24 protein-coding genes are annotated in these 22960 nt (G+C 46.7%); 13 read left to right on the top strand and 11 right to left on the bottom strand.

The genetic code is table 11. From position 1 onward, the window contains the following. Positions 1-37: 37 nt before the first annotated feature. Together IEY13_RS06155 and IEY13_RS06150 are read right to left on the bottom strand one after the other, a co-directional pair. A complete protein-coding gene (locus IEY13_RS06155) occupies positions 38-1657 on the bottom strand; it encodes a vitamin K epoxide reductase family protein (RefSeq protein WP_188951053.1) in 1620 nt (539 codons plus the stop codon). A gap of 486 nt (positions 1658-2143) precedes the next feature. Then, positions 2144-2974, bottom strand: a complete 831-nt coding sequence (locus IEY13_RS06150) for a hypothetical protein (RefSeq protein ID WP_188951052.1) — start codon at positions 2972-2974, stop codon at positions 2144-2146. A gap of 297 nt (positions 2975-3271) precedes the next feature. On the opposite strand from IEY13_RS06150, the gene IEY13_RS06145 reads away from it, so the two are divergent. The 7 genes from IEY13_RS06145 (at position 3272) to IEY13_RS06115 (ending at position 11918) form a co-directional block, all read left to right on the top strand. Then, a complete protein-coding gene (locus IEY13_RS06145) occupies positions 3272-3952 on the top strand; it encodes a response regulator transcription factor (protein WP_188951051.1) in 681 nt (226 codons plus the stop codon). Between the two features lie 3 nt (positions 3953-3955). Beyond that, complete coding sequence (locus IEY13_RS06140; RefSeq protein ID WP_188951050.1) at positions 3956-5314, top strand: HAMP domain-containing sensor histidine kinase; 1359 nt, start codon at positions 3956-3958, stop codon at positions 5312-5314. Positions 5315-5517: 203 nt separating this feature from the next. Next, entirely contained in the window at positions 5518-6768 is a 1251-nt protein-coding gene (locus IEY13_RS06135; RefSeq protein WP_188951049.1) for a TolC family protein, read from the top strand. A 7-nt stretch (positions 6769-6775) separates the two neighbouring features. Continuing rightward, a complete protein-coding gene (locus IEY13_RS06130; protein WP_188951048.1) occupies positions 6776-7834 on the top strand; it encodes an efflux RND transporter periplasmic adaptor subunit in 1059 nt (352 codons plus the stop codon). An 11-nt stretch (positions 7835-7845) separates the two neighbouring features. Continuing rightward, the gene (locus IEY13_RS06125; protein WP_188951047.1) at positions 7846-8151 is read left to right on the top strand and encodes a DUF190 domain-containing protein; all 306 of its coding nucleotides are present in this window, start codon (positions 7846-7848) and stop codon (positions 8149-8151) included. Positions 8152-8153: 2 nt separating this feature from the next. Next, positions 8154-11285 carry an efflux RND transporter permease subunit gene (locus tag IEY13_RS06120; RefSeq protein WP_188951046.1) on the top strand — a complete coding sequence of 1044 codons (3132 nt, stop codon included), beginning with the start codon at positions 8154-8156 and terminating at the stop codon, positions 11283-11285. 120 nt (positions 11286-11405) lie between these two features. Further along, the gene (locus IEY13_RS06115) at positions 11406-11918 is read left to right on the top strand and encodes a hypothetical protein (protein WP_188951045.1); all 513 of its coding nucleotides are present in this window, start codon (positions 11406-11408) and stop codon (positions 11916-11918) included. Positions 11919-11990: 72 nt separating this feature from the next. Here IEY13_RS06115 and IEY13_RS06110 read toward each other — a convergent pair whose 3' ends face one another. The 7 genes from IEY13_RS06110 to IEY13_RS06080 form a co-directional block, all read right to left on the bottom strand. Further along, on the bottom strand, positions 11991-12926 hold the full coding sequence (locus IEY13_RS06110; RefSeq protein ID WP_188951044.1) for an ADP-ribosylglycohydrolase family protein: 936 nt from the start codon (positions 12924-12926) through the stop codon (positions 11991-11993). Between the two features lie 66 nt (positions 12927-12992). Then, complete coding sequence (locus tag IEY13_RS06105) at positions 12993-13529, bottom strand: RNA 2'-phosphotransferase (protein WP_188951043.1); 537 nt, start codon at positions 13527-13529, stop codon at positions 12993-12995. Further along, positions 13526-14080, bottom strand: coding sequence for a riboflavin biosynthesis intermediates N-glycosidase (ybiA, locus tag IEY13_RS06100; RefSeq protein WP_188951042.1), 555 nt, complete (start codon positions 14078-14080; stop codon positions 13526-13528). Before ybiA ends, IEY13_RS06105 begins: the two co-directional genes overlap by 4 nt. 2 nt (positions 14081-14082) lie before the next feature. Then, complete coding sequence (locus IEY13_RS06095; protein WP_188951041.1) at positions 14083-14256, bottom strand: hypothetical protein; 174 nt, start codon at positions 14254-14256, stop codon at positions 14083-14085. A 39-nt stretch (positions 14257-14295) separates the two neighbouring features. Further along, the gene (locus IEY13_RS06090; RefSeq protein WP_188951040.1) at positions 14296-14943 is read right to left on the bottom strand and encodes a DUF4291 domain-containing protein; all 648 of its coding nucleotides are present in this window, start codon (positions 14941-14943) and stop codon (positions 14296-14298) included. Between the two features lie 10 nt (positions 14944-14953). Further along, entirely contained in the window at positions 14954-15448 is a 495-nt protein-coding gene (locus IEY13_RS06085; protein WP_229687755.1) for a macro domain-containing protein, read from the bottom strand. A 147-nt stretch (positions 15449-15595) separates the two neighbouring features. Further along, a complete protein-coding gene (locus IEY13_RS06080; RefSeq protein WP_188951039.1) occupies positions 15596-16036 on the bottom strand; it encodes a hypothetical protein in 441 nt (146 codons plus the stop codon). A gap of 263 nt (positions 16037-16299) precedes the next feature. Between IEY13_RS06080 and IEY13_RS06075 the strand changes: the two genes are divergently transcribed. After that, positions 16300-17550 (top strand): DUF2130 domain-containing protein, encoded by a 1251-nt coding sequence (locus IEY13_RS06075; RefSeq protein ID WP_188951038.1) that lies wholly within the window; start codon positions 16300-16302, stop codon positions 17548-17550. Positions 17551-17561: 11 nt separating this feature from the next. Continuing rightward, on the top strand, positions 17562-18656 hold the full coding sequence (locus IEY13_RS06070) for a hypothetical protein (RefSeq protein ID WP_188951037.1): 1095 nt from the start codon (positions 17562-17564) through the stop codon (positions 18654-18656). A gap of 71 nt (positions 18657-18727) precedes the next feature. Here IEY13_RS06070 and IEY13_RS06065 read toward each other — a convergent pair whose 3' ends face one another. After that, entirely contained in the window at positions 18728-19366 is a 639-nt protein-coding gene (locus IEY13_RS06065) for a 4'-phosphopantetheinyl transferase family protein (RefSeq protein ID WP_188951036.1), read from the bottom strand. A gap of 70 nt (positions 19367-19436) precedes the next feature. Between IEY13_RS06065 and dcd the strand changes: the two genes are divergently transcribed. After that, entirely contained in the window at positions 19437-19973 is a 537-nt protein-coding gene (gene dcd, locus IEY13_RS06060) for a dCTP deaminase (protein ID WP_188951035.1), read from the top strand. Here the strand turns inward: dcd and IEY13_RS06055 are convergent. Then, positions 19970-21055: a DUF3810 domain-containing protein gene (locus tag IEY13_RS06055; RefSeq protein WP_188951034.1), complete on the bottom strand. Its 1086-nt coding sequence runs from the start codon at positions 21053-21055 to the stop codon at positions 19970-19972. The two genes, dcd and IEY13_RS06055, sit on opposite strands and share 4 nt — an antisense overlap. Before the next feature lie 99 nt (positions 21056-21154). On the opposite strand from IEY13_RS06055, the gene IEY13_RS06050 reads away from it, so the two are divergent. Genes IEY13_RS06050 through plsX form a run of 3 tightly spaced genes read left to right on the top strand, consistent with a single transcriptional unit; the run spans position 21155 to position 22920 of the window. After that, the gene (locus IEY13_RS06050) at positions 21155-21700 is read left to right on the top strand and encodes a YceD family protein (RefSeq protein WP_188951033.1); all 546 of its coding nucleotides are present in this window, start codon (positions 21155-21157) and stop codon (positions 21698-21700) included. A 29-nt stretch (positions 21701-21729) separates the two neighbouring features. Further along, positions 21730-21924 (top strand): 50S ribosomal protein L32, encoded by a 195-nt coding sequence (rpmF, locus tag IEY13_RS06045; protein ID WP_188951032.1) that lies wholly within the window; start codon positions 21730-21732, stop codon positions 21922-21924. Between the two features lie 33 nt (positions 21925-21957). Next, a complete protein-coding gene (gene plsX, locus IEY13_RS06040; protein WP_188951031.1) occupies positions 21958-22920 on the top strand; it encodes a phosphate acyltransferase PlsX in 963 nt (320 codons plus the stop codon). Positions 22921-22960 lie beyond the last annotated feature (40 nt).

Below are 22960 nucleotides of genomic sequence, written 5' to 3'. Positions count from 1 at the left end.
ATTTATCGGGAGCAGGAGCCCAGGTTAGAAAATGTGTTTATTCATAGAGGAAATAAGAAAGATCTCTCAGATCATATTCCTCTGGTAGTCGGTGTCCGTTAAAATAGAAAGTGGGGGTATCTGTAATGCTATTAGCTTCACACCAGGCTGTCATTTCTTTAATATTAGTATCATACTCCGCTGTTTGATCATTTACGGAAGGAGCAAGTGATCTAAACTTATCATAGTCTTTATCCTTACTCAAATACCACTGATTCAACACCCTGATAGTTTCGTGGGAGTCACTCTCCTTATTAATCGCCAGAAAATGCCTTACCAGATTGGTGCTGGGGTCGGCGGTAAACCTGGCAACGTTATACATAATTTTTACATTCAGGTTAGCATGCTCCCCCAGCAAATACACCAGGGTTTCATGGCTATCGCAGCAGGGCTGGCAGTAAGGATTACATACTTTTACCAGCGTATTACGCGCTTCACTGTTGCCCAGGTTAACACCAAGGGATGCGGGCCAACAGGTCTGCCTTCGCTGTTGCTTCAGAACAGCTAAAAACGTATCTATGTTGAATTTAATCTTCTTCAGCTTTCTATTCTCTGCGTGTTTTGCCATCCCCTTCTTCAGTGATTTTTTCAGCAGTCTCCATCCTGTAAAAGGCAAAGCGGCCGCCAGTAAAATGCCCGGTAAAGAAGCAGCGGCAGGCAGCTGAAACGTTTTTATATCCAAACGAACAAAATATAAGATAATCTCCAGCAGCAGTGTAGCCTGTACGGCAATACACAACATACACCATTGTTTTATGTACCTCCATTGAAACCATAAGGAAAGCATGATAAAAGGCAGTGCCATAAAACTCAGCACCGTTAGCAATGAAAGCAACTGCGCACTTTGATGGGCAAACAGTATTAAGGTAAGAAACCCAAATGAAAAGTAACCAAACCCTATTTCACTCCAGCTGATGCCCATAAGCGAAGCATATCTGGAATCTAATACGGCTGAGCAATTGGTCTGCTTTTTATTACCTCCGGTGGCACCACACAGCTTCTTAATAGCAGTATTGTTTTTGTCAATATCATACCAGAGTAAAACAGAAGTAATGGCTATACCCATAATTTTTAAGAATATGGCCAACGTAAACCACACTGCAGATACACCACTTTTTACAGCCTCAATAATACAGGTCAACACGGCAAAAACTATAAACAACGCAGCAAATGTAAGCGGCTGAATATCTTTTCTCAATTCGCTTATCCGGTTTTTACGATACTCTTTCTCCCCCGCACCTTCTCCCGCCTCCACCAGCAAAGCAAGAAAAGTCCATTTATCCTGAAAAACATCAGTGGCAACCCGCCGGTAACGGTTTCCATTATAAAACGTTACCCATTGCGGGGTTACTGCTGTAACAAGAATAAAACGATCTTCATGCCTGTATTGGGTAATAAAAGGCAGTGGCATTTCCTGAAGTGTAAACCGCCTTCTTTGAGCAGCCATATTGGCTATACCAAAGCGGTTAAGTGTGTCGCCCACACTTAAAAGCGAAGGAAAATCCGGATGTTTAATCAAGGTATCATCCAGCGATGTTCGGGTTACTTTTACATCAATCACTCTGGCCAACTCGGCCAGCGTATTCGCTATTTTGTTCTTCCTGAAATATGTTAGCATATACAATTTCTTCCATAGACTGTCCTTAATGAACGCAATAGTTCATCAGGTATTAAGCCGCGTGCTTATACAATTAAATTTTCACAATAGAATAATCGGGGAAATTAAGCGGTCAGGTTTTCTCTTTTACAATCAGGTGTTTTCTCAGGGTACAGTGTTTTAATGGTACAGTTTTCATATTAAGGTAATCATTTTTCAAAGGCAATATAAAGAGATTATTAATTTTCAAACCACCCTGAACAAAATGATCAGAAAATGAACAACACATTCAAAGAAGGAACATGCTATACATATTCCTTTTTTCAATAATTACAACAAAAACACTATACGTATATTATATTTAATGATGGGTAAACACATAACCATTCTTTGTATTGCTCCGCCAACAGCCTTTCAACCAATCCGCTGTTGCAACACGCTGTTCAGAAACTTTCTTCAACTTTAACATCTATAAGCTTTTAAAAGCGGAAAAAAGGCATTCAATCCTTACTCCTCATCCAGCGTCCACTGCACCTGAGGCACTGTATTAACGGCCGCTACAGCCGTTGTAGCAGACACCTCCGGCTCAAATACCTTAATAGCTCCATTTTCCAGATGCACTACCTCTAAAAGGTTTGCAGCATAGTACTTCCGGTTATTAATCATCCGCTGGTCATTCTTTGCTGTAAAATGAATGCCCCACGCCAGCAGGATTACGCAATTATCTGCACCTTCCAGCGGCAGACTAAAAGAGCCGCCGGGAAAAGTTTCTTTTGCCAACGAAATAATCAGATCTTCCGCAGTTACATATAAGCCCCGTTTCTCAGTAAAATACAGCAGGCAGCAGCGGAACTGTATTACAGCCGCGGCGGCTTTCTCAGGGCCAAAAAACATTTTCTCTGTATACAGCTTTGGTAAGGCAATAGTAATGCTATTGCCGGCAACTGTTGTAACAACAGGCGCTGCCGGTAGCAGTTTACTTACCGCAGTGTGTTTATTCAGCTCCAAACCTTTTAATAAAGCCATATTTCCATCTGTAAACTGTCTTGCCCCTTTCAACCTTTCAGGCCCGGACAGCACCACCTGGTTCGCCAGCCGCTTCAACCGGTCGTCATATTCATTATCAGCATACACCTGCGTAAGTGGTTTAAACCCCTGTCGTATCAGGGCAGCGGCAGAGCTGGCGGCGCCAAAGTCTTTACCACTTTTCCGGCTGGCTTCCGGCTGTACGTGCGGGCGGGAAGAAACACTCCGCACCACCTTCTTTCCTTTAACAGTGCTAAAGATGTGATTACCCAGTTTCCCGTTCAGGTTAAATAAGCTTTCAACTTTTGCCATTGCTGTTTTTCTGGTCACTCTAAATGTATCATTTATAAAGCATCATTCAAAGGAAATACCGCTCCGCCCCCGCCGGAATGTGAATACTCTGTGGAAAAGCCCATGTCAACCCCAAGGCAACCCCATATCAACCGCATACCACCTCCATCTCTCTTTCTACGTTCCGTATACCATCCGTATAGGCGCCTGCCAGTTTCCCGCTACCCAAAGACTCCCCAACCCCGTACCAACATAATCCCGCATCCGCTACCTAACACCGCCGGTATTCCCTTACTTTGTACTCAAATACACCCCGCATTGAAAATTCTGGTAGTGGAAGATGAACAACGCGTTGCCGAACTGATAAAACGCGGACTGGAAGAGCATCAGTTTGAAGTGGAACTGGCATATGATGGTGTGCTGGGTCGTAAAATGGCCCTGCAATACGATTACGATGCCGTTATCATGGATGTGATACTTCCGCAGATGAACGGCATAGACCTCTGTAAAACCGTCCGCTCCATCAAACCTCACCTGCCTATTATACTCCTTACCGCCCTGGGCACTACGGATGACAAAATAGAAGGACTGGATGCAGGAGCCGATGACTATCTGGTTAAACCCTTCGACTTCCGCGAACTCATGGCCCGTATCAGAACCGTTACCAAACGTCACCAGACACCCGTAACGCCCCTACCCACCCTGCTCACCGTGGGCGATCTGGTACTCAACACCCAGACCATGACGGCCAACCGCGCCGGAAATGAAATTACCCTCACACCCAAGGAATTCAAACTGCTGGCTTACATGATGCGCAACAGCGGTCGCATACTCAGCCGTACCGAGATAGCCGAAAAAGTATGGGATACCATTTTCGATACCGGCACCAACTTTATTGATGTATACATCAACTACCTGCGTAAAAAGATTGATAAAGACTACGACACCCGCCTTATACATACCAAAGCAGGCGTTGGTTTTATATTAAAAGAAGGGTAACCCATGAAGATACGGCTGAAGCTTACCCTGTTGTTTACCCTGCTGTTTGCAGCCATACTGCTGGCCTTTGCGCTGGTAGTGTACTTTTCCTATTCCGAAAACAGGGAAGACAAATTCTTTAAACGTCTGCAACAAGGTGCTATTACGCAAGCCAATCTGTTGCTGGATGCAGGTGTACCCGCCAATGTATTACAACTCATTTACCACAACGCCGTAAACGAAGAGGAAGTAGCTATTTACGACACTTCTTTCAACCTCCTGTACCACGATGGCCCGGATATAGACAAGGTTAAAGAAACCCCGCAGATGATGCAACGCATCCTGCAAAAGAAAGAAATCCGCTTTCATATCAACGGCAACCAGGCCGTAGGTTTCCTGTACCATCACAAAGGCAGAACCTACGTTATCACCGCCGCTGCGGAAGATGTAATGGGCATCCGCAAACTGCACAACCTGCAAGCCACCCTGATCGCCGGCTTCTTCCTCTCTATCATCCTTACCCTGGCCGCCGGCAGCCTCTTCAGTAAAAAAGCCCTGCGTCCCGTATCAGCCATAGTAGACAAAGTAGAAGATATTACCGCTACCAACCTGCACCTGCGCGTTCCGGAGGGCAATGGCAGGGATGAAATTGCCGAGCTGGCCATCACCTTCAACCGCATGCTAAACCGGCTGGAAAGCTCCTTTGAGGCCCAGAAACAGTTTGTTTCCAACATCTCTCACGAGCTGCGCACCCCGCTGGCTACCATTATTGCAGAGCTGGAGCTATCTGCCAACCGCCCCCGTACCCAGGCAGAATACCGCGAAGTAATTGCCCTGGCGTTGTCCGATGCCCGCAAGCTGGCCCGCCTGAGCAACGACCTGCTGGATTTTGCCAAAGCCACCTACGACGAAGCAGAGATAGGCTTTAAACCCCTGCGCCTGGATGAAGTGCTCTGGGATGCCCGTACCCAGGTACTCAAATCCAACACCGCCTATCAGGTAAGTATGGTGTTTGAAGGCGAGATTGAAGACGACCGCCTGCTTACCCTGCACGGGAATGAATACCTGTTGAAGGTGGCCTTTGCCAACCTGATGGAAAACGGCTGTAAGTTCTCAGCCGATCATCACTGCACCGTTACCATCCTCCTTAACCAGCAAAGCTGTCAGGTACAGATAGCAGATAAAGGAGCAGGTATTCCGGCGGAAGACCTGCCGCATATCTTCACCCCCTTCTTCCGCGGGGCTAATAAAAAGTATGCAGATGGCAACGGCATCGGCCTGTCACTTACCCAACGCATTATATCCCTGCATAAGGGGGATATTGAAGTGCAATCCACACCGCCCAACGGCACTGTTTTCCGGTTAAAACTGCCACATCAATAGCCCAACGCCCATTCTAATAGTTTTCTAATAATATTCTAAAAGTCCTCTAACTGCCTGCGCCATAACACACGCTTAGTTTTGCCGCGTTCATAGTTCTATTATACCCCGGGTAGATTTAATGTGATTTTAAACCCTGACAGCAAACCGGTTACAGGTTTTGCAGTTAATCATTTTCCTATCCGGACCTCAATTGAAACACAGGTATGCAGAAAAAACTAATGGTAACCCTTGTATGCAGTATAAGCATACTCCCCGCCTTGCATGCACAAAGGGGGCTAACACTGCAACAGGCTGTGCAGGCAGCCAGAAGCAACAATCCCTTTCTTAAACCTGCATCGCTGCAAGTATCGCTGGCACAATCCGATGTTATCACCGCCGGGTTACGCCCCAACCCCAGCCTCAACAACCAGACGTTGCAGCTGATGAACGCTAAAAACTTTGCCCCCAACACTAAGTATTACGAGCCGCAAAACAGGCAGGTATGGTGGCAGGTAACCAAACCCTTTCAGGTGTCGGGCCAGCGTAAATACAGTCAGGAAGTAGCCACTAAAAACGTTACCGTGGCAGAGAAGCAATATGCCGATGCCGAGCGGGATGTACTGCTGGATGCAGGAAACAAATGGCTGGATGTATGGTACCACAGTATGAACCTGACGCTGCTGCAAGAAGCGAAAGCCAATATAGACAGTCTGGTTAAAACGCAGGAACTGCGTCTGAAAAACCAGGTCATCAGCAGCAACGAACTGGTACGTACCCAACTGCTGAGCGAGCAGTACCAGCTGCAACTAAAAACTTCACAACAAAACTACCGTAACGAATTACAGAACCTGCAACTGGTTACCGGCACCACCGTCACCGGCAGTATAGACACTACCGACCCCGTAGTATACATTGCCGTAAACCAGCAGGTAGATAGCCTTATACGCCTCTCCTTTCACCAACGTCCAGATATGCAGGGCGCACAGGCTGGCATTGAAGCTGCACAAAGCAATATCAGATTGCAGCACGCACTGTCCAAACCTGTTCCGGAACTGGGCCTTATCTATAACCCGCAGAACACCGTAAAATACTTCGGCTTCTTCGGCACTATAGACCTGCCTTTCTACAGCCGCAACCAGGGTGGTATTAAAAAGTCGCAGATAGCGCTACAGCAATCGCAGCAGCAACTCACCGCCTTACAGCAGCAGGTAAGCACCGAAGTACAAACCACTTATCAAAGCTGGCAGCTCAGCAAAGAAAACGTAACACACTACGCCAACATTCTGGGTAAAGCCACACAGGTACTGAATTCCGTTAAATATGCGTACACCCGCGGCGGCACTACTATCATCGACTTTTTAGATGCGCAACGCACCTGGTTCGATACCCAGAAAATGTACTACGATGCAGTATACGAATACCGTAAAAACTACCTGCAACTGTTACACGTAACCGGATTGATTACTCAACTATAACATACTCATGCAAAAAACTATTACCTATATACTCATAGCCGGTACAGCCCTGCCACTGTTCTCCTGCGGCTCACATGAACCTGCTAAAACCCCGCCACCAGCCTACAAAGCACAGGTAACCGATAGTGGCCGCGGTATTCAGTTTGGCCGCGATACCGTTACCCTCGGCTTCTTTGGCACTGAAACCATTGGCACCAGTAATATGAGTGCTACCCTTACCGCCCCTGCGCGCGTAGCAGCCACGGTAGTACGCTCCGGCGAAAACCCATCGCAAAATCTGGTACTATTCGATAACCCGGAACTTACTGCCAACTATACTTCCCTGCTGCAACACATTATCAGCATCCGCGAAAAGGGCAGTATTATTCAGCAGAAGAAAAGCATCGTAAACCAGAAGCAGATAGAAGTAGAACGCTTCTCCGATCTGGCTGCGCACGGTGCTGGTACCGGAAAAGATGTTTCCGATGCCAAAACAGATCTTATAAGCGCACAAACTGATATAGCTGTTGCGCAGAACGATCTGGCCAACGAAAGAACCGCCATTATTGAACACGAAGCGCATTTAAAGCTGGCCGGCTTTAATCCTGAAACACTGGTACACGCCAACGCCAATAAAGTATGGGTTATCTGCGATATACCCGAAAGCCAGGTAAACAGCATTAAACTCAACAGCAACTGTACCCTGCGCTTTACCTCCTTCCCGGATAAAACCTTTACCGGCAGCATTGAAAGCGTAGGTGAAGTGGTAGATAACATAACCCGCATGGTAAAGCTGCGCATAGGCCTGCCTAATACCGATAACCAGTTGCGCGCCGGTATGTTTGCCGCCGTACAGTTTGGTGTTAGCGAAGGCAATAACCTGTCCGTTCCTAAAAACGCACTTATTACCGTACAGGGTAAAAACTATGTATTTGTAAAAAATTCCGATACCTCCTTCCAGCGCCGCGAGGTACTGGCAGGTGCACAAATCAACGACCGTGTTATTATCTACAGCGGCGTACAACCCGGCGAGGCTGTGGTAACACAGGGCACTATGCAGTTAAAAGGTATTTCATTCGGTTATTAATACAATCCGTTATGCAACAGGTACAGGCACAGATATTCATAGATAAAAGCGACTTCCACCAGGCACGTCCCGTATACGACTTCATCATGCAGTTTCTGCTGGTACATAAGGTAAACGGCGCTACTGCCCTTACCGGTGTAATGGGCTTTGGCAAACACCAGCAGATGAAACGCCCTAATGAGTTGTTCTCATTCGACGAGCCGCCTATGCTCATTACGTTTATAGACGAAGCTGCCAAAGTAAAAGCAGTATTAACCCTGCTGCGTCAGGAATATACCGGTGGTTTAATTATTACTCATCCCGTAGATCTCTTTTAAGCATGATCCGCAACATACTCATATTCTCCCTGCGCAACCGCTGGGCGGTTATCATCGCCGCAGTGGTGCTGTCGGTCATAGGCTACTGGTGTTTTACCCAGCTGAAAATAGAAGCCTACCCCGACATTGCAGATACCAACGTTATAGTAGTAGCGCCCTACGATGGCCGCGCCGCTGAAGAGGTAGAACAACAGGTTACCATACCTGTTGAACGCGCCCTTAACAATGTACCCGGCGTGCAGGATCGCCGCAGCCGCACCATATTTGGCTTAAGCGTGGTACAGCTTACGTTTAAAGATGGCACCGACGATTACTTTGCACGGCAACAGGTAATAGAACGCCTTTCCTCTCTGCAACTGCCCGATGGGGTTACACCGGAACTGGCTCCCTTAACCACTGCCGTGGGTGAAATATACAGATACGTGGTAGAAGCCCCTGCCACCTTTACCCCCATGCAACTAAGGGACCTGCAGGACTGGGTAATACGCCCGGCTATACTGCAGGTACCCGGCATTGCTGACGTTACCAACTTTGGCGGCCCCATGAAGCAGTACCATATCCTTACTGCTCCCGCCAAACTACGCAAATACAACCTTACCCTGCAGAACGTGGTAGATGCTGTTCAGAAGAACAACCTCAACACCGGGGGTAACGTTATAGAACGCGGAGGACAAGGCTTTGCTGTTCGTGGCCTGGGCGCTGTTAAATCAGAAAAAGACATACAGAACATTGTACTCACCGCCGTTAACGGTGTACCCGTATACGTAAAAGATGTAGCCACAGTAGAAATTATGCCCCCGCCCCCATCCGGTGTATTGGGCTACTCCGTGCCCGCAGAAGGCATTGACAAAGTAGGCTCCCCGGAAGGCATCATTCTGCTGCGCCGTGGCGAAAACCCCAGCGATGCACTTAAAGCACTCAAAGCAAAAATAGCAGACCTCTCCGCCACAGAACTACCCGAAGGCGTAAAGCTGCGTGTATTGTACGACAGAAGCTTCCTGATAGATCACTCACTGGAAACCGTTGCCCACACGCTTTTCACCGGTGTAAGCATCGTGGTAATTGTATTGATATTCTTCCTTGGCAGCATCCGCTCTGCATTGGTAGTAACCGCCACCATCCCCTTCGCACTGTTGTTCACGTTCATATTAATGCGCTTATCCGGCATACCCGCCAATCTGTTATCATTGGGCGCTATAGACTTCGGTATTATTGTAGATGGTGCCTGTATTATGGCAGAACACCTCATACGCCGCTACCGCAACGCCACCCCCGAAGAAAAGAAAAGCGGTATTGGCGGCATTACTTTACTCGCCGCACAGGAAGTAGGCCGCGAAATCTTCTTCTCCGTAACCATCATTATTCTGGCCTACACACCCATATTAATGATGACCCGTGTAGAAGGCAAACTGTTCTCGCCCATGGCCCTCACCCTCGGCTTTGCCGTAATAGGTGCTATGATCTGCGCCCTTACACTCATACCCGTACTCATTTCGTTCGCCTATAAGAAAGCCTTATCAGCTGATAAGCCCATGAAGGAGCAGCGCAACAAGGTACTGGAATGGATGGAGAAGCCTTATCAGCGCTCTTTGCATTTCTTCCTCAAATACTATAAACAAACAGCTATTATAGGCGGCATCATTGTAATTATACTCATTGGCTTCGGCGGCAAACTAGGCACCGAATTCCTGCCCGAACTGGATGAGGGTTCTATCTTCATGCGTGCCTTCCTGCCCTCTGGTGTAACCATACAGGAGAACGCAAAGATTGCCCCCAAAATACGCGAGATCATCAGCCGGTATCCTCCTATCCGCTACGTAATTACCCAGAGCGGCCGTAACGATGATGGTACCGACCCCTTCCCTGCCAACAGAACAGAAATACTGGTAGGCCTGAAAGAATACAAGCTCTGGAGCGATACCATTACCAAGAAAGAACTGGTACGCCGCATACAGGCCGATCTGGAACGTAACATACCCGGCGCTTCCTTTAACTCCGGTCAGCCTATCATTGACCAGGTAATGGAGATTGTAACCGGCAGTGCCGCAGACCTCGCCATCTCTGTAGTAGGGGAAGATCTGGAAATGATGCGTACTAAAGCAGACAGTATTGCCGCCATAGTAAAAGCCACACAGGGCGCCTCCTCCGTAAACATTGAGCAGGAAGGCCGGCAGGCCCAGCTGGCCATTAACATCAACCGCGAAAACGCAGCCCGCTTTGGCATCAACGTAAGTGATATACAAACCATGATAGAAACGGCCATCGGCGGTAAAGCCGTAGGTACAATGTACGATGGCACCAAACGTTACGACATAGTAGTCCGCTACCTGCCCGAAAACCGCAGCACTATAGAAGCCATCAAAGCCATGCAGGTACCCTCCGCCACCGGCGCTATGATACCCATGGAACAACTGGCTGATGTATCGTTCGTAGACGGACAAACGAATATTTACCGCATCGATGGCAAGCGTATGATAACCGTGCGCACCAACGTGCGCGGCCGCGACCAGGGCTCCTTCGTTGCCGAACTGATGCAGAAGATAGACCAGCGCGTAAAAGTGCCCAAAGGCTATTCCATCATCTACGGCGGCCAGTACGAAAACCTGGAGCGTGCCGGTAAGCAACTGTTGTTCACTATACCGCTCACCATTGTTATCGTGTTCGTATTTCTCTTCATGCTGTTCAAAAGCATGAACCACACGTTCGTAACCATGAGCTGTATTCTGTTTGCACTGGCAGGTGGCATCATAGCCCTGTTCATCCGTGGCTACCACTTCAACGTATCTGCCGGTGTGGGCTTCGTATCCATCTTCGGTATTTCGGTAATGGCAGGCGTAATGCTCGTTTCCGGCCTCAACCGGGAATTCTACCAGAAACCCGCCGATACCCGCGCTGCCGTACACCATGTAGCAGCCGATCAGTTCCGCGCCATCCTTATGATGCTGATAGTAGCCATTATAGGCCTTGTTCCCGCCGCTATCAGCTCTGGCATAGGTTCAGATGTACAGCGTCCGCTAGCCACCGTTATTATCGGTGGTTTAACCTCTACGCTGCTGTTTACCCCTGTAATAGTACCACCTTTGTACTATTGGGGCCAGCTACGCAAAAACGCTAAAGCCGCTAAAAAAGAGTAAGCAGTCAGTATCCGTTCATAAACAAAGGGGGCGTATCGTTATTGATACAGCCCCCTTACTTTTATTATATCAATAAAAATAACTATATTGAATACCATTCGCCAACCAAACCAATTTCTTATGAAACAAGCCATATATCTCTTCGTGCTATGCATATTCTATTATAACACTCAGGCACAGCAAATAGGTCTCAACCCTCAAAACACATTCTTTTATCTGGACACCGCAAAAGTAGCTTACGCTTACTATATGCATCCTAACGACATTGATAGCATATCAGTTACAAGAGGATACGATTCTACCACTAAACTCGATGGCAAAATCCGGCTCTTTCTCAAAAAACCGGGCAAGGTTCACTTCATTCCCTTAGACAGTATAGCCACATCCAAACAACTGAAACCAGGCACGCCCATATTATATATTATTGATAACGACCCTATTAAATCACCTGAACGGATAAGAATAGATACCTCATTCATTCAACATGCCTGGGTTATCAGGGCAACAGAAATCGATAATCTCAAAAACATGGTTCCCAATCTCAGTATTCTATATATCAAAACCGGCAAGCCCGATCCCAACGCCCCTCAGCGGATAATAATACGTGGCCAGTCAGCTACAGTAAGCAGATAAGCTATTGTATAATAACCGGAAACTTTAGGCAATTCCCTTACTGGCACCTGCACAGTATTTAGCAGTAAGTCATCAGGATATGCCAGACAGCTTATCTGCAAGCGCGGTAATATCATTTCTGCGGGCCAGTACATACTGCCAGTCTGCGGGAATGGTTTGCCAGCCATAATACAATCCGGCTAATCCCCCGGCTACCGCTGCAGTAGTGTCTGTATCTGCTCCCAGGTTTACCGCTGCCAGCACTGCCTCACTATAGCTTTCCGTATGAAATAAACACCACACGGCCGCTTGTAAGGTACGTATTACATATCCGTTAGATACCACCAGATCACGTGGCCACAGCGTACAACCCCATGTTTCAGCAATCCAGCTTTTTTCCGCCTCAGGGCATATTCCGTTATCTGCCCAAAAGCCTGTTACCTCCTGCTGCGTCATTGTCCATGCTTCTTCCCGTTTTTGCCCTGATAACAAATGCCTTGCAAACTCCAGATAAATAAAACAGGCCAGCACCGAACGTATATGCCGGTGCGTAACCGCAGACACTTCTTTCACTATCGCAAACCGCTCTGCTACCGGTTTGTTTTTAATGTATAGCAGTAAAGGCAGTATACGCATCAGTGAGCCATTGCCATTGCTTCCTTCATCCGCCCCACCTGACAGCAGCGGAGATGTTTTCCTTTCCAGCGCACTAATGGCGGCATTGGTAGCATTACCTATATCAAATACGTTGTTATGTGCCGTCCAGTAAGCATGCTGCTTCCAGTTAATAAACCGGTTGGCCAGGTCTGACAAATCATATCCGGCACACAGCGTTTCCGCCAGGCAAAAAGTAAGAGAGCTGTCATCAGACCAGGTGCCTGCAGGCTGCCGCCAGCTACCATAAGCACGCATACCCGTAACCGGGTTCTGCTGCAACTCACCCCTATCCTTAAACTCCACCGGTACTCCCAGCGCATCCCCTATAGCTACTCCCAGTAAAATATCCCGTCCCGTATTTCCTGCTTTCATAGTGTTCTCTTTTCAAAAGTAACGGGGCGCACGTATCAACTTACGCCCGCCCACGGTTACCCGTTGCTAATCAATATAATCTGTGGGCACATGGTCTGTAAGCCATACACCGTTATCTGACAGATAGAATACATATCCATCGCGATGCATTTGTCCACTGTGTACCGGCAGTATCACAGGCCTGCCACGTCTGCTGCCTACTTTATGCGCCGTTTCTCTGTCACCACTCAGATGTACATGCTGCCGTTCCATTTTACGCAGCCCTTCTGCACGTATGGCAGCTACAAACTTCTCTGGCGTACCATGGTACAGCCACTCCGGTGGCTCCGTCACAGGCAGGTTTAGTTCCACCATAATGGAATGTCCCTGGTTGGCACGGATGCGCCTTTTATCTTCGCTATAGGCAAAGCGCTTTTTATCATTGGTTGCCACTATCTCATCCAGATCCTCCGGTGTATAAATACGACCAGTAGCAGCACATTTAGTAATCAGTTCATCCACATTGGCCCAACCATTTTCATCCAGTTGCAGACCAATGGTTTCAGGTTTATGTCTCAGTACCAGACTCAGAAATTTACTGGTACCTTTTATGGGTTCGTTCATGATGTTTCTTTTAATAAATCTCTTACTTCCATAAGAGCATACCCCAGCAGGTTTTCTCCCTTCCAGGTATGTGGGTTCTCAATTCCGGGCTTATCCGCTGCAAGGCCGATACCCCAGATAGCGTCAACGGGACTGGCTTCTACCAGCACCCTGTCACCTGTATCTACCAGAAATCGTTGTAGAGCCTGATGTTGGGAAAACTTATGCCTGTTGCCTTCTGTAACAATGGCAAACTTATGTTTATCCCATACCTCCGCATCAAAACCCCTTACCATCCGGCCTCCTTTCTTAGCCTCATCTGGTGTAGCAGCCGCAATAACCTTTTCCCACGCCGCTTCGTCATTAAATAACCGCGCTTTCTCCGCCATCATCCAATGTTCCGCGGTCTTATACACTACCCCTTCTACCTCAAACGGCGCTACCCACCATTGACTAAAACAGGTTTTGGTAACACTACCATCCATCGATGGCCGGTGTCCCCAGAAGAAAATATATTTTAATAATTTACCGGCGTCATAGCGCTCCACCAGCCATTGATTATGGTATTTCATAACTATTGATGTTTTTGCAGGGCTTCTGCAACTACCCTGCTTTCAGGTTCTCTAAACTTATCTCCTTTAAACACTTTCGCAATCTCTATCACCCCGCGTATATGATCATTGAATACCTCCAGTTCCTCAGCAGGTACCCATAACTCCTGATGCAAATCACCTCCTACTTCCTGCACCCCGTACCGGGCGATATAATGTTACCGTTTTCATGACTCTTAATATGGCTTTACAATACCAACAATTCTTTCCAATACAGTATTCTGTACATCGTATACCTGCTCTGCAGGCACCTCCAGCTTATCCAGCTGTTTATCATCTACCCATACTTTTTGCTCCTTCACAAAATCAGTAATGTCTTCAATGCCCGTTACCATTTCCCGGCCAAATGCTTCCAGCATGTTCCCCTTTAGCCCAAGTTGAATAGCTCTTCTGCCCATCTTATTGCCATAAGGGTCGTGGTCAGGGTCCCACTGTAAGCGAACCTCTTTTCTCTCCATATCCAGTTTCCAGGCGTCCCGGTCACTATAATCTTCTGCCTTAAAAGAAGAGCGTACAGCCTGCGATAATATCACCTCAAAATCAGCCTTTCGCAACCACAAAGCCAATACCCGCTCCTGATTCTCTTTGGAAGCCCAGCCACACCGGAACATCATCCATAAAAAGTTAGGCTTAATCCAGGACATGCGGCTGTAGCTGAAGTTGCTTCCACCCAACACCTGATGTTCTACAGCATATTTTGCAATCCAGCGATTATACGCCTGATACACTACTATTTCATCTCCATTCACCTGTCCAATAATCTGCTTCCCACTCTTAGGAAGCTTTTCTTCCGCTGTCAGATACAGCTCCGTCTTCAGTTTCATAACATTTCAATTAACTGCCATAATCATATACAGTCACCTGTATTCCTTTCACGCACAGGGCTGCATCTATCAGTGGCTCTATTTTATCCCATGTACCTCCTGCCAACCCACAGCCTATACGCGGCATGTGCACAGATGCCTGTATTTCCTCTGCTAAAATGGCTAGCTTATGTAAGCCTTCTGCTATAGCATCATACCTTACTGGCGGATTACCGTTTTCATCCTTAATTATTTTTCGTTGCCCTAAAAGATTCGCCACCCATATATCCGGCTCCACCTGAACCAGTTGAATAGCTCCTAACCTGAAACCTTCCTTTACCGTATACCATTGCCGGTATGCTTTTTCAGGCGCCTTCCATCTGCGCGATAGTGCGGTAACAAAACCTTTTCCCCAGCCACCAATGTCGTTACAAACATGTACGAGAATCTTGTTTCCTGCCACCTCCGGCTTCGTAGCATCTCCCTTTATATATAATATATCCTTTGTCATTTGTTCATCTTCCACACAAAGTTCGCGTTATTTTGACACAATCAAAATTATTTTTTAATTCCCCGCTCTTCCCTGCCATAAAAAAAATGAGCCGGTCATATAAAATGACCAGCTCATTTGCATTACGCCGGTATCGGCTTTATGTGTATTTGGTTGTTAGTATCAGGGTTTAATGCGCTTGAACAGCTCCAGATCACCGTTGGGTGATAAGCGAACCACTATTTTCCGGGTATCATTCTTTAAAGAAATATAATAGCATACGCCTTCCATCTGGCTGTCCATTTCAATGGCTTCTGTAGCTGTATATCCTGCGTATCTGGTCTTGATCGCCTCCTGTCCGCGCATAGGCAGGGTACTGAATAAAATAGCCTTGCTAACTGCCACCTTCTCTCCTTCTATATCATAAAAAGCCTGCATAGCGTGATGGTCCAGCATAAAACTTACGCTTATCAGGTCGCCCACGGTTTTGTAATGTACATGCGTTGCTCCGGGATAAGCCGCTTTAAACAAGGCCTCCAGTTTTGCATTTTCTACAAAAGAACCGGCAGAAGCTGTAGCAGCAACTACAATGGTTAATACGGCGGCGATCAGTAACTTTTTCATAATTGTTTTTTTATAGTCGGTTTTGTTTCTTGTTGTTTCAATACCTATCAGCCCAAAGCAATGCCATAAAATTCTGTGCTGTTAAGTCATTGACATTCATGAAACGGACCACTGCCCAAAATGTTACACTGTTCGCAAACGAACATTTTTTGTCCGCTTTTGCGTCACTATATTACTGATTTTTACAGGGATATAACAGTTGCGGTACTAATTCGCGATGTTTGTATCTTCAACAATAACCAGACTTTTTTTAAAATAGTGATATGGCATACGTGGTAACCTGCCCCAGCTGCGGCAATAGTTTTGATCCGGGTGATTCTATCCGCGACCAGGTTCAGAAGGATCTGCGCCACCAGATGGTAGACTGGCAGAAGAAGAAAGACGATGAGTTCCGGAAAAAAGAGGCTGAGTATCAGCGCGCCCTTCAACAACAACAGCAGGAGTCAGATAAAGTACTGCAAACCGAAAAACAACGTCTGCAGCAGGAACTACAGGAGAGCATCCGCCGCAGCATGGCCGCTGATTATGATAACCAATTGAAAATGCTCCAGCAATCAGTACAGGACAATGAAGAAAAACTGAAAGAAGCCCGTAATAAAGAACTGTCTTTCCTGCAAAAAGAACAGGAGTTGAAGAACCGCGAGGCAGAACTGGAAATACAACTGCAAAAGCGCCTGCTGGAAGAGCGCAGCCAGCTGACTGAGCAGATACGTAAAGAGGAAAATGAACGCAGCGCCCTCAAAGAAACAGAAACACAGCTGCGCATGCGCGAACTGGAAAAGCAACTGGAAGACCAGAAGAAACTGGCCGAGGAAATGAAGCGCAAGGCAGAACAAGGCAGTATGCAGCTGCAGGGCGAGGTACAGGAGCTGATGCTGGAAGAAATACTACGCAACACCTTCCCTTTTGACGAAGTAAAAGAAGTGGGTAAAGGGGTTCGCGGTGCCGACTGTATTCAGCTTGTACGTAACCAGTTTGGAATGGAAGCGGGTAAAATTATTTATGAAAGCAAACGCACCAAAGACTTTGCTGCAGACTGGATTGAGAAGCTGAAAGCAGATATGCGCAGCCTTGGTGCCGATGTGGCCGTAATTGTAACTCAGGCACTACCGAAGGATATGGACCGGTTTGGCGAGAAAGACGGTGTATACATCTGCACCTTTGCCGAAGCAAAGAGTATGGCACTGGTATTGCGTAACGCTATACTCAAAATAGCAGATGCCCGTAAAAGCCAGGAGAATAAAGGCGATAAAATGGTGCTGCTGTACGATTACCTCACCGGTAACGAATTCAGCGAGCAGTGGAAAGCCATACGCGAAGGATTTATGAGCATGCGTTTAAGCATTCAGCGCGAACGCGATGCCATGGAAAAGCTGTGGAAGGCACGTGAAAAGCAGTTGGAAAAGGTAATGCTGAACGCAGCACATATCCGCGGCTCTATTGAAGGTATTGCTGGCAGTGATGCCGTGAATCTGAACCTGCTGGACGAAACGGACACCGCCCTGCTCGATTAAATACAAACCATATGTTTGAAATTACCAGTGATAATCTGCAGCACCTCCGCCCCAGCCGCAAGAAGCCTTTCTTTCCGCTGAACGACCGTTTGCACGAATATCTGGTAAAACATGGCCGGGAAGGCAAGTTGCCCGCCAGTTATAAAGACCTGCTTCGCTTTGTATACTCCAGGCCCCTGAAAGATAAAAACGGGCGGGACACCCTGTGGGAAACGGTTAGCTACGATAGCCATGAATGGGAGTACCTGCGCGAAAGCCTGGTGAAACTATATGCCATCTTAAAAACAGAAGGCGATCTTAGCTTTGTAGATCACCTGGATGTGGCACGGGTAGACTTTTGCAGCTTTGGCAACAGCCAGCCCTTCCGCATACGCATTGTTAATAAGCTAAACGACAACTACGACCACTATTATATAAAACCCGCCGATGCCAGTCGCGTATACGGTCTGGAACTGGAACACCTGCTCTCTCCCGACCGCATCACCTACCTCATTCACCACGAAACACTGGTAGAAGAACATATTGCCGGTATACCAGGCGACATCTTTTTACAGCAACACCTCCAAAACCCGGAATTTAACCCCATCCGTCTGGCCAAGGAGTTTGTAAAATTTAACGAGAGAAGTTTTGTACGTCTGCTGGGCGATATGCGCTCCTACAACTTCATTGTAAACGTAACGCCCGATATAGAAGATATCCAGTATCGCATCCGTGCTATTGATTTTGACCAGCAAAGCTATGAAGGCCGGAAAAACCTGTACCTGCCCCAATTCTTTAAAGAAAACTACTCCTTTGTACAACTGGCTCAGCAATATCTGGATAAAAACTCAATTGCCCAGTACCAGACAGAAGAACGCACCATGATGGCTTTCCGCCTGGTATCTGCCCGCTATCGCGTAAAAGAATTGCTGGATATTATGCACGATGATACCATTTCCAAGCCTGCAAAAATCCATGAACTTCGGGAGGAACTAGCCGCCCACTTTAAACAGCCTGCCTACATGCGGTGCAACACCATGGGCCAGATGGTAAAAACCCACCTGAAACAAACCTTACGAAAAAGCCTGCTGCTCATCCCCAAAACCAAAAGCAGGTTTGCTGATTAGCCTATTCTGAATAAAAAAGCGAATGAGGTTGTTACCAATCCTAAATTGGTTCACTAATAATTGTATTGGTGTTATAAGGTATACACCAGGCACAGGCCAGGAAAAAGCTGGTAGTGAAACACCAGCGGAAACCGCTCTTCTACCCTGTTGAAATACCCCGATATACTCCCTTTCTCCTGAAAAGGAAAATACTGTAAGCGAATATCCTCGCTAAAATCCACGCTTCCGAAGCTCCACCATTTAAAGGCTGCTTCCTTGGCGCTCCATAACAGAGTGGGGAGCTGATAGTTATCAGTGGCAAGTCCGGCCTCCGTTACCTGCCTGTGGAGCTGCCTCCTTTCCTCTTCATGCAAAAATTTGGGTACAATCTTCTGTACGCGGGCTGTAGGCACCTCAATATCAATACCTACACGTTGTGTTTCACTAACAATAGCAGCTGCATAATCGCCGCAGTGCGATATGGAAAAATGGTATCGATCGTAAGGCAGATAAGGTTTGCGGCTATCAGCAATCAGCATTTCATGGTAAGGAAAACCGGGAAACAGGTATTGCAGCAGAAAACGGCCAGCCAGATGCTGAAGGCGTTTGTGCGGGTGGGTAATATCCTGCTGCAATGGCACTTTCTCCAGAAAAAAGTGCTCTTCCTCAGTAATATGCCATATGCCCAAACGGGTGTTTTCGTTGATATTTTGTTGAAAAAACAAAGGCATATATATAAATCCGGTTTTTTAGATTGCAGAATTACGATTTATTTGCAAATTATTGTAAATCACACCTGGTATGATCCTATCTGATACACGCATTTTAGAGGAAATTGAGAAGAAAACGATTATTATCAGTCCCTGGAACAGAGAATGCCTTGGCAGTAACAGTTACGATGTGCATTTAGGCAAACATCTCGCAACCTACGTGGATGAAGAATTAGATGCCCGCAAACATAACCAGATCCGTCATTTTGAAATACCGGAAGAAGGGTATCTGCTGCTTCCCACTGTGCTATATCTGGGTGTAACACAGGAATATACCGAAACCCACGCCCATGTACCTTTTCTGGAAGGGAAGTCCTCTACCGGCCGCCTGGGCATTGATATTCACGCCACTGCCGGCAAGGGCGATGTAGGCTTCTGCGGCAACTGGACGCTGGAAATATCTGTAAAACATCCGGTGCGTGTATACACAGGCATGCCTATCGGCCAGCTGATTTACTTTCCTGTAGATGGCGAAATTGAAGTAAAATACAATCAGAAACAGAATGCCAAATACAGCGGCCAGCCCGACAAGCCGGTAGAAAGTATGATGTGGAAGAACAAATTTTAAAGCGGCCCGTACTTTTTCCTATAGGCAATCAGCCAGGCAGTTACAGCCTCATAGGTATCAATTCCCTGAGGCATGTTATTGGCTTTCAGGTATTCCCCATACAAAAATTTCACCACAGGCTCCATACGGCTTTTGTAACGGCTAAAAAAGCGACGGGCATTACGTATGTCTGTTTTCACCAGTGTATCTAATAACCGGTAGTTGCTACGCGCCGCCACCGAATCGCGGGAAAACAGTTCTCCGTTGGCATAATTGAACAGATCGTAGTAAGCAGAGTAGTGAAACACCGGCTGATCAGAAGCACGGGCACTGAGAAAACCAATAAAGTTCGCTTCGCTTTCATCTCCATACCCCAGCTGGTGCGCCATTTCGTGGCAAGCAATAAAAGGAATATAATACGGAGGTACGGTGGTATTTACCTGCGCCTCCCCCGAAAATGGGTTATAATAGCCGGTATATCCAAGGTAGGTCAACGGCGTACTGAAAGTAGAAGTTTTAATGCTGGCATGTCTGTAATCCAGAAACGAATATTGTAACGCTACTGCCCCGTAAGCACGTACAGCCTGGGCATATAGCGTGTCAGATGAGGGGTAACGTACTGAATCACCCAGCACGCGGCGGGTAGCATTCACTCTTTCCACCAATTCATTCACCAATGCCTTCAACTCATCGGTAGTGTATTCTTTTGACGCCAGTTTCATTTCGCTGGCAATTCCTTCCCGGCTGTAATTCAATCCCCACAGCACCATAAAAACGATGTACAGGTTTGCCAGCTTTCGCACCACATACAATCCTCCTGCTGCTGATTTTTGCCAGGTGATGCCTTCTTTTACCAAAAAAATAACAGTTCGTATTAAAGTCACCAGAACCGATATAAAAACAATTACATACAAACAGTCACCCAGGCTAAATTTCGTCCACCCCGTAACCATGCGTAAAAACCCTGAAATGTAGGGATAGAGCGTTTTTACGTAAATTTGCTCTACAAAATAACCGCTGTGCGAAAGCAGGGTAATAATACCTGCCGCAACTACGGCCAGGGCGGTTCTGATAGCGTAAAAAGAGAGTGAACGGCGCATCATAAATGGTTCACAATTACGGCAACAATCGGCATAAATCCAATTTTCTTTGGTTGCTATCATTTTTAGTGATACCTTTGCCAACCTTAAAAATCTGGCTGTATGAACTACCGGAGAGAGTATGAAATAGCATTTGTAGGTTTAAAACCGGGTGAGCATACTTTCCAATACCAGATTGAGGATAAGTTCTTTGCTAATTACGGGCCTCAGGATTTCACCAACTGCCATGCAGATGTAAAAGTATTGCTGGACAAAAGCAATGGTTTTATGATGCTGAAGTTTGACGTAGGTGGTACAGCAGATGTAAACTGCGACCGCTGCGGTAATCCACTTCACCTGCAATTGTGGGATGAGTTTAAGATTATTGTGAAACTGGTGGATGAACCTGAACAGATGAACGAACAGGAAGAAGATCCTGACGTGTATTACATCAGTAAAGGGGAAAGCCATCTGCATCTGGAGGACTGGATATTCGAATTCGTAAACCTGAGTATCCCTGTACAGAAAATGTGCGGTGAAGATGAAGAGGGAAACAGTCAATGTAACCCCGAAGTGCTGGAAAAGCTCAGGAAAATGGAGGAAGAAGTAAAAAAAGCAGAAAACCCTGTCTGGAAAGGATTAGATAAGTTTAAAGGAAACCTGGAATAAATTTTTTTGCATTAATAAACATTTGAGTTATGCCAAACCCAAAGCGCAGACATTCCCAGCAACGCAGTGCGAAGAGAAGGACACATTATAAAGCTGAGGAAGTAACGTTAAGCACGGATAGTACTACAGGAGAAATCCACGTTCGTCACCGTGCACACGTAAGTGAAGGTAAATTATACTACAAAGGAAAAGTGGTTGCTGAGAAAGCTCCTCTGAAAGCGTAACCTTTTTAGTTAATTTAATCTTTCGCGCCGGACATGAATATTGGAATAGACATGATGGGAGGCGACTTTGCTCCGCTGGAGGCGGTAAAAGGGTTACGCCTGTATTTAGACGATACCAATGTTAATGGCCCGGCCACTTTATTTTGTATAGGCCAGGAAGACAAGGTAGTGCCCCTTTTACAGGAGCATGAATTGCACAATCACCCCAATATCAAGGTGATTCCTGCGCCTGAAGTGATCGGGTACAATGAGCATCCCACCAAGGCGCTGAAAGAAAAGCAGCAATCTTCCATTGCTATCGGGTTTTACCTGCTGGCAACCGGAAAAATTGATGCATTTATGAGCGCCGGAAATACGGGTGCCATGCTGGTAGGCGCAATGTATAGTATTAAAGCTATTGAGGGTATTCAAAGACCCACCATTGCCACACTTCTGCCAAAAGCAGATGGTAGTACCGGTGTGTTACTGGACGTAGGTTTAAATGCCGACTGTAAGCCGGAGCATCTTAACCAGTTTGCCGTGTTGGGTAGCTTATATGCCAACAACATTCTGGGCATTCAACAGCCGCGCGTAGGTTTACTGAACGTGGGTGAAGAAGAAGGCAAGGGTAATTTACTGGCGCAGGCTACCTACCCGCTGCTGAAAGAAAATACTTTCGTTCAGTTCATTGGAAACATTGAAGGGCGCGATGTATTTGCAGATAAGGCAGATGTGGTGGTTTGTGATGGTTTTACCGGCAATATTGTGCTTAAAATGGTGGAATCGGTTTATGACATCGCAGTTTCCAGAAAACTGGAAAATGACGGATACTTCAGCCGCCTTCACTACGAAAATTATGGTGGAACCCCTGTATTGGGCGTAAACAAGCCGGTAATTATCGGGCATGGTATCAGCACCGCCAAAGCATTCAAAAACATGGTTCATCTGGGAGAAAAAATGATTGAAACGCAGCTTTGCGAAAAAATCACAGAAAGCTTTCAGGCGATATCCAAATAAGTAAAAAAGGTCAAAAGCGGAACAATGTTCAACTTTTGAC

Origin of the sequence: Filimonas zeae (assembly GCF_014641615.1) — a bacterium.
Taxonomy (GTDB): Bacteria; Bacteroidota; Bacteroidia; order Chitinophagales; family Chitinophagaceae; genus Filimonas; species Filimonas zeae.
Note: the sequence above shows the minus strand (reverse complement) of the source record. Positions and strands in the feature narration are given on the sequence as shown.

Coding starts and splice junctions, on each gene's coding strand:
- IEY13_RS06155 (WP_188951053.1), bottom strand. CDS start 1,657: ATGCTAACATATTTCAGGAAGAACAAAATAGCGAATACGCTGGCCGAG.
- IEY13_RS06150 (WP_188951052.1), bottom strand. CDS start 2,974: ATGGCAAAAGTTGAAAGCTTATTTAACCTGAACGGGAAACTGGGTAAT.
- IEY13_RS06140 (WP_188951050.1), top strand. CDS start 3,956: ATGAAGATACGGCTGAAGCTTACCCTGTTGTTTACCCTGCTGTTTGCA.
- IEY13_RS06135 (WP_188951049.1), top strand. CDS start 5,518: ATGCAGAAAAAACTAATGGTAACCCTTGTATGCAGTATAAGCATACTC.
- IEY13_RS06130 (WP_188951048.1), top strand. CDS start 6,776: ATGCAAAAAACTATTACCTATATACTCATAGCCGGTACAGCCCTGCCA.
- IEY13_RS06125 (WP_188951047.1), top strand. CDS start 7,846: ATGCAACAGGTACAGGCACAGATATTCATAGATAAAAGCGACTTCCAC.
- IEY13_RS06120 (WP_188951046.1), top strand. CDS start 8,154: ATGATCCGCAACATACTCATATTCTCCCTGCGCAACCGCTGGGCGGTT.
- IEY13_RS06115 (WP_188951045.1), top strand. CDS start 11,406: ATGAAACAAGCCATATATCTCTTCGTGCTATGCATATTCTATTATAAC.
- IEY13_RS06110 (WP_188951044.1), bottom strand. CDS start 12,926: ATGAAAGCAGGAAATACGGGACGGGATATTTTACTGGGAGTAGCTATA.
- IEY13_RS06105 (WP_188951043.1), bottom strand. CDS start 13,529: ATGAACGAACCCATAAAAGGTACCAGTAAATTTCTGAGTCTGGTACTG.
- ybiA (WP_188951042.1), bottom strand. CDS start 14,080: ATGAAATACCATAATCAATGGCTGGTGGAGCGCTATGACGCCGGTAAA.
- IEY13_RS06090 (WP_188951040.1), bottom strand. CDS start 14,943: ATGAAACTGAAGACGGAGCTGTATCTGACAGCGGAAGAAAAGCTTCCT.
- IEY13_RS06080 (WP_188951039.1), bottom strand. CDS start 16,036: ATGAAAAAGTTACTGATCGCCGCCGTATTAACCATTGTAGTTGCTGCT.
- IEY13_RS06075 (WP_188951038.1), top strand. CDS start 16,300: ATGGCATACGTGGTAACCTGCCCCAGCTGCGGCAATAGTTTTGATCCG.
- IEY13_RS06070 (WP_188951037.1), top strand. CDS start 17,562: ATGTTTGAAATTACCAGTGATAATCTGCAGCACCTCCGCCCCAGCCGC.
- IEY13_RS06065 (WP_188951036.1), bottom strand. CDS start 19,366: ATGCCTTTGTTTTTTCAACAAAATATCAACGAAAACACCCGTTTGGGC.
- dcd (WP_188951035.1), top strand. CDS start 19,437: ATGATCCTATCTGATACACGCATTTTAGAGGAAATTGAGAAGAAAACG.
- IEY13_RS06055 (WP_188951034.1), bottom strand. CDS start 21,055: ATGATGCGCCGTTCACTCTCTTTTTACGCTATCAGAACCGCCCTGGCC.
- IEY13_RS06050 (WP_188951033.1), top strand. CDS start 21,155: ATGAACTACCGGAGAGAGTATGAAATAGCATTTGTAGGTTTAAAACCG.
- rpmF (WP_188951032.1), top strand. CDS start 21,730: ATGCCAAACCCAAAGCGCAGACATTCCCAGCAACGCAGTGCGAAGAGA.
- plsX (WP_188951031.1), top strand. CDS start 21,958: ATGAATATTGGAATAGACATGATGGGAGGCGACTTTGCTCCGCTGGAG.